12 protein-coding genes are annotated in these 15,680 nt (G+C 60.4%); 5 read left to right on the top strand and 7 right to left on the bottom strand.

Translation table 11 applies throughout. The annotated features are described in order from the left end of the window. Nucleotides 1-162 precede the first annotated feature (162 nt). The 6 genes from MKP08_RS10315 to MKP08_RS10290 all read right to left on the bottom strand — a co-directional run bounded on the left by MKP08_RS10315 (nt 163) and on the right by MKP08_RS10290 (nt 10,067). Nucleotides 163-1,287, bottom strand: a complete 1,125-nt coding sequence (locus MKP08_RS10315; RefSeq protein ID WP_241553750.1) for a MobA/MobL family protein — start codon at nt 1,285-1,287, stop codon at nt 163-165. A gap of 558 nt (nt 1,288-1,845) precedes the next feature. Then, nucleotides 1,846-5,058: a type I restriction endonuclease subunit R gene (locus MKP08_RS10310; RefSeq protein ID WP_241553749.1), complete on the bottom strand. Its 3,213-nt coding sequence runs from the start codon at nt 5,056-5,058 to the stop codon at nt 1,846-1,848. Then, the gene (locus tag MKP08_RS10305) at nt 5,058-6,821 is read right to left on the bottom strand and encodes a DUF262 domain-containing protein (RefSeq protein ID WP_241553748.1); all 1,764 of its coding nucleotides are present in this window, start codon (nt 6,819-6,821) and stop codon (nt 5,058-5,060) included. Before MKP08_RS10305 ends, MKP08_RS10310 begins: the two co-directional genes overlap by 1 nt. Beyond that, the gene (locus MKP08_RS10300) at nt 6,818-7,234 is read right to left on the bottom strand and encodes a hypothetical protein (protein WP_241553747.1); all 417 of its coding nucleotides are present in this window, start codon (nt 7,232-7,234) and stop codon (nt 6,818-6,820) included. The genes MKP08_RS10305 and MKP08_RS10300 overlap by 4 nt, the downstream gene beginning before the upstream one ends. Next, entirely contained in the window at nt 7,231-8,508 is a 1,278-nt protein-coding gene (locus MKP08_RS10295; protein ID WP_241553746.1) for a restriction endonuclease subunit S, read from the bottom strand. Before MKP08_RS10295 ends, MKP08_RS10300 begins: the two co-directional genes overlap by 4 nt. A 5-nt stretch (nt 8,509-8,513) precedes the next feature. Continuing rightward, nucleotides 8,514-10,067, bottom strand: a complete 1,554-nt coding sequence (locus MKP08_RS10290) for a class I SAM-dependent DNA methyltransferase (RefSeq protein WP_241553745.1) — start codon at nt 10,065-10,067, stop codon at nt 8,514-8,516. A 462-nt stretch (nt 10,068-10,529) separates the two neighbouring features. Here MKP08_RS10290 and ribB point away from each other — a divergent pair, with 462 nt between their 5' ends. The 3 genes from ribB to MKP08_RS10275 are packed head-to-tail and all read left to right on the top strand — an operon-like array spanning nt 10,530 to nt 13,182. Further along, nucleotides 10,530-11,789 carry a 3,4-dihydroxy-2-butanone-4-phosphate synthase gene (gene ribB, locus MKP08_RS10285; RefSeq protein WP_241553744.1) on the top strand — a complete coding sequence of 420 codons (1,260 nt, stop codon included), beginning with the start codon at nt 10,530-10,532 and terminating at the stop codon, nt 11,787-11,789. A 5-nt stretch (nt 11,790-11,794) separates the two neighbouring features. Further along, nucleotides 11,795-12,220 (top strand): 6,7-dimethyl-8-ribityllumazine synthase, encoded by a 426-nt coding sequence (gene ribH, locus MKP08_RS10280; protein ID WP_241553743.1) that lies wholly within the window; start codon nt 11,795-11,797, stop codon nt 12,218-12,220. Between the two features lie 35 nt (nt 12,221-12,255). After that, nucleotides 12,256-13,182, top strand: a complete 927-nt coding sequence (locus tag MKP08_RS10275; RefSeq protein WP_241553742.1) for an aldo/keto reductase — start codon at nt 12,256-12,258, stop codon at nt 13,180-13,182. Here MKP08_RS10275 and eno read toward each other — a convergent pair. After that, nucleotides 13,179-14,465, bottom strand: coding sequence for a phosphopyruvate hydratase (gene eno, locus MKP08_RS10270; protein WP_241553741.1), 1,287 nt, complete (start codon nt 14,463-14,465; stop codon nt 13,179-13,181). The two genes, MKP08_RS10275 and eno, sit on opposite strands and share 4 nt — an antisense overlap. A 159-nt stretch (nt 14,466-14,624) precedes the next feature. Between eno and MKP08_RS10265 the strand changes: the two genes are divergently transcribed. Both MKP08_RS10265 and MKP08_RS10260 read left to right on the top strand, forming a co-directional pair. Next, the gene (locus tag MKP08_RS10265) at nt 14,625-15,224 is read left to right on the top strand and encodes a hypothetical protein (RefSeq protein WP_241553740.1); all 600 of its coding nucleotides are present in this window, start codon (nt 14,625-14,627) and stop codon (nt 15,222-15,224) included. Nucleotides 15,225-15,245: 21 nt separating this feature from the next. Beyond that, the gene (locus tag MKP08_RS10260) at nt 15,246-15,668 is read left to right on the top strand and encodes a phage holin family protein (RefSeq protein ID WP_241553739.1); all 423 of its coding nucleotides are present in this window, start codon (nt 15,246-15,248) and stop codon (nt 15,666-15,668) included. Nucleotides 15,669-15,680: the final 12 nt, after the last annotated feature.

Here is a 15,680-nt window from a genome sequence, read left to right as displayed (position 1 = left end):
GTTCAGACATATAGTATTAGCTTTCACTGGAGGGTCACCGGCCTTTGTTGACCAGATCAGGCTGACTCCGATTTTCATCTTCAAGCCAGCTTCGCTTTTCTCCGCTTCAGCTATCCCGACCGCGAATATTGCGGTCGCCGTTCTTACCTTTCTTTTGTCTCGTCATTTTGGGCCTACGATGCCGCAAACCGTTTGATAACAGGCACTGACGCCGAGCCAATAGCCGACGGTCACCGGAATAGCCTCGGTCAAAGCCAATGGCGGCCTTCGCGTCGGTTTGGGAGAGACGTCGCTAACAGTGCGCGCGTTCGTGGATTCCGAATTGCGCGGGATTTCGGCGATGGGAGCGACCGGCATCGTTTCCGCAAACAGTTCTTCGAAGGCGGCGGAAACCCGCGCTCTATCCTCCCGCATTTGAAGGGCCAGTTTGGCTTGATCGACTTTCACCGCTATTTCGGACAGAGCTACTGCACGCTGTCCTTCGCGTTCGGCGATCTCGCGCGCTTTCCTGCGGAGTTCGGTAACGACACGCAGCTTCGCTTTTTTCACTGCCTGTTGAACACGTTCGACGGTCGCACGAAGGTCCGCCGCGATCGCGAGCAAACGGTGGATTTCATCGACTTTCTGTTCGGCAGCGAGCAGGCGCCGGTTCGCCCAAGTTTTCTTCTGGCCGACCTTCGTTTGCATCGAAGGCTCAAGACCACGTGCACCATTCGACAAGGCGGTATAGCGCTTGCCTAGATGCGCGGCGTGCAAAGTCGCATTGATGTCGCGAACCACGCAGCGCCGCCGCTCTCTGATGCCGTCCTTGGTGTTTATATCCCCGACCTTGCTGATCCCGAATTCCCATTCGTAGGGAGCGATCCGATCCGAGGGGCGCAGGCTATACATCAGATGCAGGTGAAAGTTGCGCTGGTCCCCGCCGCGATCCGGCTTATGGATTGCAGCGACGTAAGCTAGGCCCCTACGCTCGAGCCGCTGGGCGATCCGCTTCACCATCCGCCTTCGAAGGCGCGGGGATGCCTCGCATGGAAGTTCAATGACCTCGGTGATATAGACATTGGCATTGGCGCGATCATGCCTCTCTACGGCTTCGAGCGCCCGCCAGAAGGTCCGCATTTCGTTCCGATCATTTGCGACGCTGCTGCGCCATCCGAGTTCGCCGTCCTCCAAGCTATCATGGGCTGTTATATACAGGCTGGCGCGCTCGGCTTCCCCGGCCCGCCAAGCGCGGTCTTTCTTTGACGCAAAGCCTCGAGGCACGAACTCAAAATGGATCGAGGACATTCCGTCGGCACCGCGTCGAGAACTGGTCCCCCAATTCCCCACGTAAATTTCCTTGATGCTCCTGTTCGTTAGCTTTCGCGGTGTGCGGCTTGAACCGCGGGATCGATCTTCTGATGCGGCACGCACTCGCACCCGGCGGCGCATGAAGGCCTCCGCCTCGCGATCCGAAATCCGTTTTCGACGCCGACGGGCGCTTTCAGCGAGCCCCTCTTCTCGTTCATTTGCTTTGCGTGTCTTCAGATTCTGCGCGCTGCGAGCGTCCGCAACTGCGGCCCGCAACTCGGGCGACCCACTCCTGATTTGACGCATCGACAGTTGCACAACGAGGCTCGGCTTCCTGATCCTTTTTCGAGGGGGGTGGGCGCATTTGGGTTTCTCGACAGAAAAACCCTTTGTTGCGCACCACCCCCCTCTTCCTTCCTCCTCCTACTCGCTGTTTCGTCAGGGGGCGGTGATTCCTACCCCCCCCGGCCGTCTCCTCAGTTGTCACACTTTTCAAACTGGAATGGTAGTGAGCTAGCTCCGCGGGGGCATACCAGTGCGGGTTCCACGCGATTGCTACCAAGCGGCTGCGAGCAATTCTGCTTGTTGAATCACGGTCTGCACGGCTGCGTCCTGCAGATCCGGCGGATAACCATATTTGCGCAGGATGCGTTTCACCAGAACACGCATTCTCGCGCGGGCCGATTCACGGTGCGCCCAGTCGACACTGGCGTTCGCCTTGAGGTTCTCGACCAGTTCAGCAGCGATGATCTTGAGGCTGTCATTGCCCATGATATCGACCGCGCTCTCATTGTCCGCCAGCGCTTCGTAGAAGGCGATCTCCTCGTCGGATAACCCCTCCTCCTCGCCTCTCGCCAGTTTCTCGCGTATCTCTTTCGCGAGTTCGATCAGCGTCTGAAGCACCTCGACGGTGCTGACCGCATTCGTGTGATAGCGTGCGATGGCGGCCGTCAGCCGTTCGGAGTATTTCCGGCTTTCGACAGCGTGGGTTTGTGACCTGGATCGGATCTTATCGGCGAGCAATTTCTTAAGGGCTTCGAGCGCCAGATTGGGCCGCTCGCTATCGCGCATTTCGACCAGGAACTCGTCGGACAGAATCGAGATGTCTGGCGAGGCCATACCCGCCGCCTGCAGGATATCGACAATTTCCGTCGAGACGACCGATCTGTCGATAAGCTGTTGAACCGCGAGTTCGCGATCCTTCCGAGATGTGGACGCGCCGCTACTTTTGACCAGAGCGGCCCGCACAGTCTGATAGAAAGCGATCTCGTCGCGGATGGCCTTTGCTTCATCGCTCGCAGACGCCAAGGCAAAGGCCTTGCTTAAGGCCAAGACCGAATCCTGGAAGCGTCGATGTGCGGCCTTCCTTGCTTCGTCGGTTGCCTCCTTCTGCGCCGCTTTTTGCTGACGAGCCAAAATCCACTCGATCGCCGCGGCAAGACATTTCAACCGCTGGCTCGGTGTTCCGTGCATTCCCGGCCCGCAATCGAAGCCATGGAACATGGCACTGACGATTTCGAAGCGTTCGAGCATTACGCGGATCGCCAGCTTTTCGTCGATACCGGTCTTTTCGCGGTCGGATGGCGAATAGATACCAAGCGCTGCTTTCAGGTTTTGGGCGATACCGATGTAGTCGACAACGAGCCCGGCTTCCTTATCGCGAAAAACGCGGTTCACGCGCGCGATGGCTTGCATCAGACCATGACCTCGCATCGGCTTATCGATATACATCGTGTGCATCGACGGAGCATCGAAGCCGGTCAGCCACATATCGCGCACGAGCACCAGCTTGAGGGGGTCAGTCGGATCCTTGGCACGTTTAGCCAGCTCATCTCGGCGCGCCTTCCCGCCTATGTGCGGCTGCCATTCCTGCGGATCCGAGGCGCTGCCGGTCATCACAACTTTCACCGCGCCCTGCGACACATCGTCGGAATGCCATTCCGGACGTAGAGCGACAATCTCATCGTAGAGCGCCACGCAGATACGGCGGCTCATGCAAACGGCCATGGCTTTTCCGTCTAACGCCTCCAGCCTTCGTTCGAGATGTTCGACCAGATCGTTTGCGACGAGCTTCAACCGGGCCTTTGAGCCCACCAAACGCTCGACTGCGGCCCACCGCGCCTTCAGCTTTTCCTGATCAGAAGCAGCCTCGTCCTCGGTCAGTTCTTCCACCTCGGCATCGATAAGCGGCACCTGATCTTCCGGCAGTTCTATGCGCGCTAATCGACTTTCGTAGTAGATCGGCACGGTGGCCCCGTCTTCGACCGCGCGGCTGATATCGTAGATATCGACATAGTCGCCGAACACCGCAGGGGTGTTCACATCATCCTTTTCGATCGGTGTTCCGGTAAAGCCGATGAACGAAGCGCTGGGCAGCGCGTCACGCAGGTATTTCGCATGGCCGTAAGCCCGCTTGCCGGTTCGCGGATCGATACGCGCGCGAAAGCCGTATTGCGAACGGTGCGCTTCATCCGCCATCACGATGATGTTCTGGCGTTCGCTTACAGGTGCAAGTTCATCCTCGCCCTCGGCCGCCGCAAATTTCTGGATCGTGGTGAAGATGACACCACCCGCCGCCCGGTCGAGCTGGGTGCGCAGATCGTCGCGGCTATCGGCCTGCACTGGCTTCTGCCGAATGAGATCGCTGCACATGGCAAATGTGCCGAACAGCTGATCATCGAGATCATTGCGATCGGTGATGACGACGATGGTTGGATTTTCGAGAGCCGGATCGCGGACGAGCAGTCCGGCATAAAACGCCATTAGCAGGCTCTTGCCCGAGCCCTGGGTGTGCCAGATCACTCCGATCTTCTTGTCGCCCGGTTTCTGTTCCGCCTGGCTCGGCAAACCGTATCTGAGGGGACTTTCACGCAGCGAACCACCGCCACGGTCGGTCGCGTAGGGGAGTGCTCGCAGGGTTGCAGACAGTGCGTTCCGGGCAGCGAAGAACTGGTGATAGGCCGCAACGATCTTGACGATGCCGTTGCCAGTATCACCGAAAACCGTGAAATCGCGCAGCAGGCGAAGCAGGTTGCCCCGGTCCAATACCCCTTTGATAAGAGTTTCGAGCTGGGGATCGCTTGTAGGCGCGATTGTTTCGCCGTCGACCGAACGCCAGGGCATAAAGCGCTCCTCATCCGCAGTCAGAGAACCGGCTCGCGCCTTGATGCCGTCAGACGTGACCAAGACAGCATTAGATCGAAACAGCGAAGGTATTTGCGCCTTGTAGGTCTGGAGTTGGTTGAAGGCGCCGGACAAGGTTGCGTTCTCATCGCCTGGGTTTTTCAGTTCCAGGACACCCAGAGGCAGGCCATTGACGAACAGCACCACGTCTGGGCGGCGATTGTGTCCCTGTTCAATGACCATGAATTGATTCACTGCCAGCCATTCATTGTGATCGAACCCGTCGCTACCGCCGAAATCGATCAGGCGAACCCGGTCGCCGCGCATATTGCCGTCGTCGTAAAATTCGACGGGCACGCCCTCAACTAGGTATTGATGAAGCCGCCGGTTCTCTTCCACCAGCGATGGCGTTTCGCTTGCTAGAACGCGACGAATGCCCTCTTCGCGCGAGTCAGCGGGGATTAATGGGTTCAACCGCTCCACCGCATCGCGCAGACGGTCGATCAAGACCACATCCTGGTAGGCAGCGCGCAAAGGCTGCTGACTGTCCGGAGACACATCAGGCCCGTGCGTGATCGTCCAGCCCAATTCACCGAGCCATTCGAGCGCCGCATCCTCGACGTGATCCTCGACGAACTTGCCCACTAGGCGAGCTTCTCAAAGCCGCGCCGCACTACGCCCGCCATAAGATCCCGTCTTTGTCCAAGGAACTGGTCGTAAGGCATGGCTTCCCATCCCATCGGCAAGCCGTGGGATCGATGCATTTCGGCCCAGTCCTCATCGGAGAAGCGAACCTTGATCTGCGGCACATATTCCTGCGGCGCCTTGGCGCTGATGTCGATATTGTCCGGCCATTCCACCAAGGCATAATTCGCCATCTGGTTGCGCATCCGCTGGTCGCTCACACCTTGCGCTTCAAGCCACGCCTTGGGGAACAGATGGTGCCGCTCCAGTGCCCTCTTCGTCGTCTTGATGGCGGGGTCCAGCATATCGGAAACGGTCTTGTGCGAGAAGAGCACGGGCGCACCCAGCCGGTTCTGTGCAGCGAAGAACGCGAACAGCTGCGGATTGCGGGCAGACGAACTGTCGAACTGCGATGGCAGGGTGATCTGCCAGAAATCATTGGTCAGCTCGCTGGTGATCTCTCCGTCGAGCCACGATAGGAAGGCTTCGCCAGTATCGATGTCACGAATGCGAGCGAGATCGCCATCCATCACAGTTTCGGGCGAACTGGTGTAGCGACCGGTTAGGGACGCGAAGAAAAACCAGCGACCGATTGCCCGCTGCAATTGATGTTCGGCCAGGCCGAAACGAACCTTGCCGATCAGGTAGAAGGCATAGCCAAACAACAGCGCATTGGTGGATGAAACGAGCTCGCCGCTGCGGAAACCTGAGCCCACCAGCGCTTTGAAATACTGGTGCCAGTTGTTGAGGTTGAGGACGTGCTCCTGCGCCTCGGCTAAAATGTCGAACTGGTCCTGTCTGCGCTGCGGATCGTATTCGCCGGTGTCCGGGTCCTTGCCGCGTAGAACCTGATACACACTCTTCAGTCGGCCACGATTGAAGGCCAGCGCGACCGCCACGCGTAGCAATTGGTCCGGATCGGGCTCAAGAAAGTGATTGAACGGGGACGTATCCGAACCCTTTGCCGGGACGCGGGCGGCCCTGCAGAACTGCTCGAGATCGGTGCGCCCCTTTTCCCAGAACACCGACAACAGGGTGAGGATGAAGTCGGCTTGGTTGAGCTTCACCCCTTCGCTGTTGATGCGGACGAATATGTCGGCGACCTGCTCTTCCTCGACCGACTGCGCGATTTCCAGCGCCGTGAACGGGTATTTCTGCAGATCGAACAAGCGGTCGAGATTGTGCGCGATGTGCTCTTCCTCGGCGTCGGTCAGTTCAACCTTCTGACCCAACTTTTCGATGAAGCCATTGACCAGCTTGCGGCTGGAAGCACCCGATGACCACAACTGTGAGATGTTGGGAATCCATTCGGGGTCGCGCCGGATGGCCGCATCCGCCACCTCGAATTTCCCATCGCTAGGGCGAAAGGCGATTTCGATCTGGCGGTAGCCGTAATTTTCGTCGAGCACCTTCTGCCCGCGGAATACGGCATAGAGTGAGGTTAGCCGCTGCTGCCCGTCCACGATTAGTCGCGCGGGCACATCGCGCTGCTTTTCATCGAACCCGATCTGCTTCGCGCCGCTTTCAACCGCGTTTTCCCAGAACAGGAGGTAGCCAACCGGAAAGCCGCGATACATGGAATCGAACAGGTCGCGAACCTTGGCGTTCTTCCAGACGAAGGGGCGCTGGATATCGGGCAGACCGATATCTCCGACGTCGATGAAGTGCAGCAGGCTGGAAAGGTCGTAATCGACGCGCTTGAAACAGGTCTTCAATTCACTCACGCGCACCCCCTGCTGCGTAATCGATAGTTTGCGAACTTGCTCAAATCGCGATCAATCGCAATCCCTTGCAAGGACTTACGGACGGCCGTTGCGATGTCGCCCCACTCTTCTGCACCTTCGGCCAGCGCAGTTTCCAACAACTGGCGTTCGGAATGATCCAGCTGGTCGATGTGCCACGCTATAATCGGATCGACGGTTTGGTCGAACGCCGCTTCCAGCGTCGGATGCGGGCCGTCCTGCACCTCTCGACAGTATTCGTCCCAGACGGACTTGAACCGGTAGTCGTCTCCAAAAACGCCGCTTGACGGCATACGCTGCAGGCCGTGGATTACTTTGCGGGTAAGAGCCTGGATGCGGGTATCGGAGAACCGCCACGCTGCTTTCCAGAGTGCCAAGTCTAGATCATCGCTCATGCAGCGGAAAGCTCTTCACTCGCCACATTGTCGATGCGGATTTCGCCGGACATCAGCTTAGGGAGAAGGAGGTCGCGGGTTTGGCCGAGAGTCTCACTTTCTGCCTTGTTGCTCTCAATGCGATCCAGCAGAATGCCTGCCGTCTTCTCGAAATACTGCAGGAGATCTGCTTTTGGCGGAACAACGAGCGGGGACGCAACGACCGCGTCCGGTCGGACAGCCGGGTAAGCCCCGCCATCGGCAAGATGGGAAAGACGCGCGATATTCTCAGGATCGGTGGCAGCGCACCAGGAAAGAGTCCGGTCATGCTCGTTTTTCGGCCGTAGCACGGCAAAGCCTGTGCTCCCGGTCAGACCTGACTTTGCGATGTAAGAGAAAGAGCCGTTACCCGGCCGGACTGTCCCGACTATGGTGTCGCCTGGACGCAGCACTCGGCGGGCACGGCTCGGGGCCTTCTCCCATTCGTAACCGACAGCAGTTTCGATATAGCCCCACTTTGTGTTCGCCAGATCGACATACTCAATCTTTTCAGGCGCATTCTTTGCTGTCCAACTCTCAGGGTTCAGCGTCGAAACGAGGTTCAGGCTGCCCAGCTTCCAACCCTGCGGCACGCCTTCGTTATCGAGGCGGTTGGGGAAGAGGGACCAGAGGTCCGGCGCGAGATAGGGGGTGTCTCCGGCCATCTTGGCCTTCACCGGGCCGAAGTTGACGAACCAATCGCGGAACAGCGCCCGCGCCTGCGCCTCCAGCGTCTCGTTCATCCGCCGGTTCAGCTCTATCTTGTCATCGAGGGCGGCCAGAATAGCCGCTATTTTCTCCTGCTCAGTCAGCGGCGGCAGTAGGAATTGCAAATTGCGGACATCATCCCGGCGAAGAAAACTTCTCGCACTTCCACCGACCCATGACAGTGGAATTTTTGAAATCTCTCGAAACAGATAGTGGAGATATCGTTTGTCGATCTTTCCCGGCCGCGCTCGGATAACCCACATATTCTGATTAAGAAGCGCAGGTAAGTCCGCTTCCCGCACTAAACCGATTTTGCCGAGCGTAGCTGCCACCATCACGAACAATGTATCAAGCGGCTCTAGCGTGAAGCGTTCATAGTTGCGCGCATCAGTCTCGGATATGAAGTTCGCACCCTCTTTCGTGATTGAGTAATCGTCTCTTATGTTGACGGTGCGCAGGACAAAGCGGCCCTCACGGGTATATTGACTGCTTTTGAAAGCATGCCCACCGGTAACCGTTGCAACATCATTGAGGGTAACTTCTTTCAAGGCCTCTACTCCGACAGAAGCGCTTCGAGATTGCTTCGTATCGCAACTGTCAGCCTTTCCCCGTCGTCGAACTGTTCCTCGAGCGTCGCCTGCAACGCGGCGAACTTCTCGGCAAACGGCACACCGTCATTTTCGATGTCTTCCGCGCCGACATAACGCCCTGGCGTCAACACATAGCCATGCTTCGCCACGTCCTCGTGGCTCGCCGAATAGGCGAAACCGGGCACGTCCTCATAACCCTTCCCCTCGCGCCAGGCGTGATAAGTGTCGGTGATCCGCGCGATGTCCTCGTCGGAGAATTCACGCCGGGTGCGATCGACCATGTGGCCGAGCTTGCGGGCATCGATGAACAGGATTTCACCGCGCCGGTCGCGCAGCTTGGCATCGCCGGCCAGCCCGTTCGACTTGTCCTTGGCAAGGAACCACAGACAGACCGGGATCTGCGTCGAATAAAACAGCTGGCTGGGCATGGCGATCATGCAGTCGATCACATCGCCTTCGACCATTGCCTGCCGGATCTCGCCCTCACCGCTCTGCGTCGAGGACATGGACCCGTTGGCCAGCACCACGCCCGCCGTGCCCGCCGGTGCCAGATGGTGGAGGATGTGTTGCAGCCATGCAAAGTTCGCATTGCTGGCAGGCGGAATGCCGAATTTCCAGCGGCCGTCTTCACGCAGCCGGTTGCCGCCCCAGTCCGACACATTGAACGGCGGATTGGCGAGCACGTAATCAGCGCGCAGGTCCGGCAGTTCGTTCCGGTGGAAGCTGCCGTCGCTGTTCCAGCGAATGTCGCCGTCGATTCCGCGCACCGCCAAGTTCATCATGCAGAGCCGCCAGGTGGTGTGGTTCGATTCCTGTCCATAGACGGCAATGTCGCCGATGCGCCCGCCGTGGTTCTCGACGAACTTTTCGGACTGCACGAACATGCCGCCCGATCCGCAGCACGGATCGTATACGCGGCCGTCATGCGGCTGGAGCATCTCGACCATCGTTCGCACGACCGAGCGCGGTGTGTAGAACTCGCCGCCGCGCTTGCCTTCGGCCCCGGCGAACTGGCCGAGGAAGTATTCGTAGACTCGGCCGAGAACATCGCGGCTCTGCCCCTCGTCGGACTTGAACCCGATGCCGGAGATGAGGTCGATCAGCTCGCCCAGCATCACGGGGTTGAGTGCAGGCCGAGCGTAGTCCTTCGGCAGCACGCCTTTGAGCGAGGGGTTCACCTTCTCGATCTCAAGCATCGCCTCGTCGATCAGCTTGCCGATACCCGGCTGCTTGGCGCTGGCTTGGAGGTGATCCCAGCGTGCAGGCTTGGGAACCCAAAACACGTTATTGGCCCGGTATTCGTCCTCATCTTCGACGCCGTCCGGATACTCTTTTTCAAGCTCCGCGCGCTTGGCCATGAAGCCATCGGAAATATGCTTGAGGAAGATCAGGCCGAGGACGATGTGCTTGTAATCGGACGGCTCCATATTGGCGCGGATCTTGTCCGCCGCCTTGAACAGTTCCGCCTCAAACCCGAGGTCGCCGCCCTTCCCCGCTTTCGTCGATGGTCTGCCCAATCTCGCCCCCTCCATGCCTATCGATTTTGAGATTGCGGTAGGTGCGTGCATGATTTTGGTCCAGCGCCGAATGCTGCAAGATCAGTTCTGTTGAAGGAGAAGTGCCGCAGGTTATGACAGATTAATTCGCTTTGAGCTGCGCCCGGGGAACGCTGCACGCGGTTGGATTTTTTGAGCTAAGCTATTGATCTCATTAGCGGCGAATTTGCTCTAGTTGGGAAAGTTATCCAACGAAAACAATGCCGAGCAGCTGACTCTTAATCAGCGGGTCCTAGGTTCGAACCCTAGTGCGTCCACCACTACCTCAAACTCGCAGGCAAATCTCGGCTGCCTCCAAGAAGCTTTTCGTAAGCCGCGGCGAGATAAAAGCCATTCCCGAGATCGCGCTCCGACGGACCTCTGCTACAGCGGCCTGTGCCTATTGGCCTTTGATATCACATTATGATGTGATAGCGCGTAAGTATGGTATCGACGATCGAACGCGTGCGGGCCTTTCTGGCCGATGGCACATTCAGCAAGGCATCCCTCGCTCGCGCGGCGGGGCTGCATGCCAACACTCTGCGCGGTTGTACCGAGGATGGCTGGAACCCAACCAGCGACACTCTGGCGAAGCTCGATCGATTTCTCGACGCGCAGGAAGATACGCCGGTCATCGTTCCGATCGAGGAACTGATCGCGGAAGCGCGCAACGGGCGCATGTTCCTGCTGGTCGACGACGAAGATCGGGAGAACGAGGGCGATCTCGTCATCCCGGCGCAAATGGCGACCCCCGATGCGATCAATTTCATGGCGACGCATGGACGCGGACTTATCTGCCTGTCGCTGACGCGCGAGCGGACCGAGCAGCTCGGGCTGGACCTCATGAGCCGCAACAACGGCTCGCGGCACGAAACCGCCTTTACCGTCTCGATCGAGGCGCGCGAGGGCGTAACCACCGGCATTAGCGCTGCCGACCGCGCGCGCACCGTTGCGGTCGCCACCGATCCGGCGCGCGGCAGCCAAGACATCGTGTCCCCCGGCCACGTCTTTCCCCTGATCGCGCGAGATGGCGGCGTGCTCGTGCGTGCCGGCCATACCGAGGCGGCGGTCGATATCGCGCGGTTGGCCGGGCTCAATCCCTCCGGCGTGATTTGCGAGGTCATGCGCGAGGACGGGGAGATGGCACGCCTCGACGACCTCATCGTGTTCGCGCGCAAACACGGCATGAAGATCGGCACCATTCGCGACCTGATCGAATACCGCCATCGCTACGATCACCTTGTGGAGCGATTGGCCGAACAGCGCTTCCAATCGGATCACGGCGGAGAGTGGAATTTCTACACCTACCGCAACAATGTGGACGGCAGCCTCGCCTTCGCCTTGCAGAAAGGGCGCGCAAGCGAGGACGAGGTCACCCTGGTCCGCGTCCATACCTTGTCGCTGCTCAGCGACATGCTGGGGCAGCCTGGCCCGAACAAGAACCTAATCCAGCGCGCCATGGATGAAATCGGACGCGAAGGCAGCGGCGTCATCGTCCTGCTCGTCCGCCCGCGCGAGGGACAGGGCGCGAGCGAAAGCAACGGCCAATCGTCCGACGAATTGCGGACCTACGGCATCGGTGCCCAGATCCTGACCGACCTCGGCGTGCATCGCATGACCCTGCTGAGCAATTCCACCCGTCACATCGTCGGGCTCGACGGTTTCGATCTCGAAATCGTCGGCCAGCGCGAAATTCCGGAGTAACCGCTATGGCTCGCTTTCTCATCGTTGAGGCACGCTTCTACGAATCTTTCAACGACCGGCTGATCGCCGGCGCGCGGGCCGTGCTGGAGGGTGCGGGGCATGACGTCGACGTGCTGACGGTGCCCGGCGCGCTGGAAATACCGGGCGCGATCGCGCTGGCAGTGGAAGGCGGCGGCTATGCCGGTTTTGTCGCGATCGGCGTGGTGATCCGGGGGGAAACCTATCACTTCGAGATCGTCGCGGGCGAGAGCGCGCGCGGGATCATGGCGCTCACCATGGACGGGATCGCCATCGGCAACGGCATCCTGACGGTCGAGAACGAGGACCAGGCGCTGGTGCGGGCCGACCCCGCGCAGAAGGACAAGGGCGGCGAAGCGGCCAGGGCCACGCTGGCGCTGTTCGAGTTGCAGCGCAAATTCCTGCCCGGCTGACGGAACCGCCCTGCCCTTCCGCGCGTCCGGAGGGCATGACCCAACATTCTGCAATCGGGGGCCTGCCCCTCTCGCTCGGCGGCAACGTCTTCGGCTGGACCGCGGACCGCGATGACGGTTTCGCGGTGCTCGACAAATGGCACGAGGCGGGCGGGCGCATGATCGACACCGCCGATGTCTATTCCGCGTGGGTCGACGGGCATGAGGGTGGCGAATCCGAACGTTTCATCGGCGAATGGATGGAGGACCGAGGCGTTCGCGACGACATGCTGATCGCGACGAAGACCGGCATGCTGGGCGAATCCGAACATTACCGCGCCGACGCCGTGTCCGACGCGCTCGACCGCTGTCTCGAACGGCTCCGCACGGATCGGGTCGAGCTGTTCTATTGCCACAAGGACAACGAAGACCTGCCGATCGAGACGATTGCCGAGAGCTTCGCCGCCGTGACGGATGATGGCCGCGCAAAGAGCATCGGCGCTTCCAATTTCACCGTCAGCCGCCTTCGCGCCGCGCTCGACCATGCGGAGGCGAAGGGGATTACCGGATTTACCGCCCTGCAGAACCAGTTCAATCTGGTCGAACGCGATGATTATGGGCAGGATATGCAGCGCCTCTGCCTGGAGCGGGGGATCGCGATGTTCCCCTATTTCAGTCTCGCCGCGGGCTATCTGACCGGCAAGTACAGGGACAAGGACGATTTCGGCGGCTCGCGTCGCTCCGACATGGCCGAGAAGTACAAGGAAGACGGGCCGACCGTCCTCGCACAGATGGACCGCGTGGCGCAGGAAACCGGTGCGGAGCTACCGGCAATCGCGCTCGCATGGCTCGCGGCGCAGCCCGGCATCGCCGCGCCGCTCGCCAGCGCGCGCAATCTCGAGCAGATGGATGGCCTCTTGGCCTATACCGAACTGGAGCTGAGCCGCGACCAGATCGACCGGCTGACCCGCGCCGGGGCCTAACCCGCCAGGCGACCGAAGCAGGCGGCGCCAGCGTAATGCGCGGCGTCGCCCAGCTCTTCCTCGATCCGGATCAGCTGGTTGTACTTCGCAAGCCGGTCGGACCGCGCGAGGCTGCCGGTCTTGATCTGCCCGCAATTTGTGGCGACCGCGAGGTCGGCGATGGTCGCATCCTCGGTTTCCCCCGAACGATGGCTCATCACGCAGGTGTAGCCGGCGCGGTGGGCGATATCGACCGCTTCCAGCGTTTCGGTCAGCGTGCCGATCTGGTTGACCTTCACCAGCAGCGAATTGGCCAGGCCGCGGTCGATCCCCATGCGCAACCGCTCCGGATTGGTGACGAACAGGTCGTCGCCGACCAGCTGGATGCGATTGCCCAGCTTCTCGGTCAGCGCATCCCACCCCTCGAAATCGTCCTCGGCCATGCCGTCCTCGATCGAGCGGATCGGGTAATCGTCGCACAGCTTGGCGAGATAATCGGCCATTTGCGATCCATCGAGCGAGGCACCCTCGCCCGCCATCTCGTACTTGCCGTCGCGGAAATATTCGGTCGCCGCGCAATCGAGCGCCAGCGCCACGTCCTCGCCCGGCGTGAAGCCCGCCTTCTCGATCGACGCCATGATGAAATCGAGCGCATCGCGCGTGCTCGAAAGGTCGGGAGCAAATCCCCCCTCATCACCGACGGAGGTCGACAGCCCCTTCTCCGACAGACCCTTCTTCAGCGTATGGAAGATTTCCGAACCCCAGCGCACCGCCTCCGCCAGCGAGGGCGCGCCGATCGGCATGACCATGAATTCCTGGATATCGATCGGATTGTCCGCATGCTCGCCGCCATTGACGATGTTCATCATGGGCACCGGCAGAACGTGCGCTGAAACGCCCCCGACATAGGAGAACAGCGGCAGGCCGCGCGCATTGGCAGCCGCCTTCGCAACCGCGAGGCTGCAGCCCAGGATCGCATTCGCGCCGAGCTTCGCCTTGTTCTCCGTTCCATCCAGATCTAGCAGCGCGGTGTCGATCGTGCGCTGGTCTTCCGCATCCAGGCCGAGCAGTGTGTCGGCGATCTCGGAATTCACGCCATCCACCGCCTTCGTCACGCCCTTGCCGAGGAAGTAATCCGCATCCCCGTCCCGCAACTCGACCGCCTCGTGCGCGCCGGTGGACGCCCCCGAGGGGACCGCCGCACGGCCGAAACTGCCATCCTCCAGCAGAACGTCGACCTCGACGGTCGGATTCCCCCGGGAATCGAGGATCTGGCGGGCATGGATGTCGAGAATTGCGGTCATGCTGGCTCCATGAAGAAGAAAGGGCGGATCTACCGATCTCGGCAGGCGCTCTATGCTGCGGAACGAAGCCAAGCAAGTCGCGTTGGGTAATCGAGGTGCATGCCACGGCATGCATGGCATCAAACACCAGTTACGACAGTCAGAACGGGGATAAGAATTATGGCCACCGCACCGACGCCGAAGAAGACCACCAGGAAGCCTGCCACTGCAACCGCCGCCGCTGGCGATGCGGTTGGCGCAGCGACCGGCTCCGCCACAGCCGATATTGCCACCGAAGCGAAGGGTAGCGCCAAGAAGGCGTCCGCCTCAGCCCATCGGACCGAAGCGAAGAGCCGGTTCAACGCCGCTCTCGACGAGGCGAAGGCAGGGGCGGCGGCGTTGCGCGCCGAAGCTGGCGATCGCGCATCCGTCTATCGCACCAAGGCGAAGGGCAAGCAGGGCGAATATTCCGACCAGGCCAAGGTCAAGGCGAACGAGCTGGCCGTGGAAGGCAAGACGCGCGCCAGCGACGCAATCGCCGCGCTGAGCAAGTATGTTGCCGACAACGCAGCCAAGCTGGACGAGAATTTCGGCCCGAAATACGGCGATTACGCGCGGAACGCCTCGCGGTCGCTTCACGAGACTGCCACCCGCCTCGACGACAAGAGTGTGGACGAACTGGGCGAAGATGCCCGTCAATGGGTTCGCAAGAGCCCGGGCCTGGCCGTCGGACTAGCTGCAGTTGGCGGCTACATGGTTGCCCGCATGTTCCGCCGCTGATCGTCCTGACAGCGCGTGACGATGCGAAATGAAAACGAAGAAACGCCCGGTGCGGATTTCGCGCCGGGCGTTTCCGATGAGGCAATGGAAAGCGAGTCCGACCGCGAGGTGCCCTACGGCTCGCTCCGGGACGACATAGAATCGCTCTACGAGGACAGTCGAACCTATCTGGAAGCAGAAGTCGCGTTCCAGAAATCGCGGCTCGCCTATGCGGCTCACCATACCCGGTCGGCCGCCTTCTATGGCCTTTGCGCGATGGCGTTCCTCCACCTCGCCCTGCTTGGGCTGGTGGTCGGGCTCATCATCGCCTTGCGTCCCTATCTTGGCGCGTTCGGCGCGATGGGCCTGATGGTGGCGCTCATGTTCCTTTTCACCGCTATCGCCGGCTGGATGGCACTGCGCCAGTTCCGCCGGATCAGCGAAGCGTTCGAGAACGACGCATGACGGCGCGGGGGC

It is taken from the genome of Erythrobacter sp. LQ02-29, assembly GCF_022576075.2.
In the GTDB taxonomy this organism is placed as follows: Bacteria; Pseudomonadota; Alphaproteobacteria; order Sphingomonadales; family Sphingomonadaceae; genus Alteriqipengyuania.
Note: the sequence above shows the minus strand (reverse complement) of the source record. Positions and strands in the feature narration are given on the sequence as shown.

What these genes read in the sequence shown, in the direction of transcription:
- MKP08_RS10315 (WP_241553750.1), bottom strand. Translation starts at nt 1,287, where the DNA reads ATGTCCTCGATCCATTTTGAGTTCGTGCCTCGAGGCTTTGCGTCAAAG.
- MKP08_RS10265 (WP_241553740.1), top strand. Translation starts at nt 14,625, where the DNA reads ATGGCCACCGCACCGACGCCGAAGAAGACCACCAGGAAGCCTGCCACT.
- MKP08_RS10300 (WP_241553747.1), bottom strand. Translation starts at nt 7,234, where the DNA reads ATGAGCGATGATCTAGACTTGGCACTCTGGAAAGCAGCGTGGCGGTTC.
- ribH (WP_241553743.1), top strand. Translation starts at nt 11,795, where the DNA reads ATGGCTCGCTTTCTCATCGTTGAGGCACGCTTCTACGAATCTTTCAAC.
- MKP08_RS10275 (WP_241553742.1), top strand. Translation starts at nt 12,256, where the DNA reads ATGACCCAACATTCTGCAATCGGGGGCCTGCCCCTCTCGCTCGGCGGC.
- ribB (WP_241553744.1), top strand. Translation starts at nt 10,530, where the DNA reads ATGGTATCGACGATCGAACGCGTGCGGGCCTTTCTGGCCGATGGCACA.
- eno (WP_241553741.1), bottom strand. Translation starts at nt 14,465, where the DNA reads ATGACCGCAATTCTCGACATCCATGCCCGCCAGATCCTCGATTCCCGG.
- MKP08_RS10260 (WP_241553739.1), top strand. Translation starts at nt 15,246, where the DNA reads ATGCGAAATGAAAACGAAGAAACGCCCGGTGCGGATTTCGCGCCGGGC.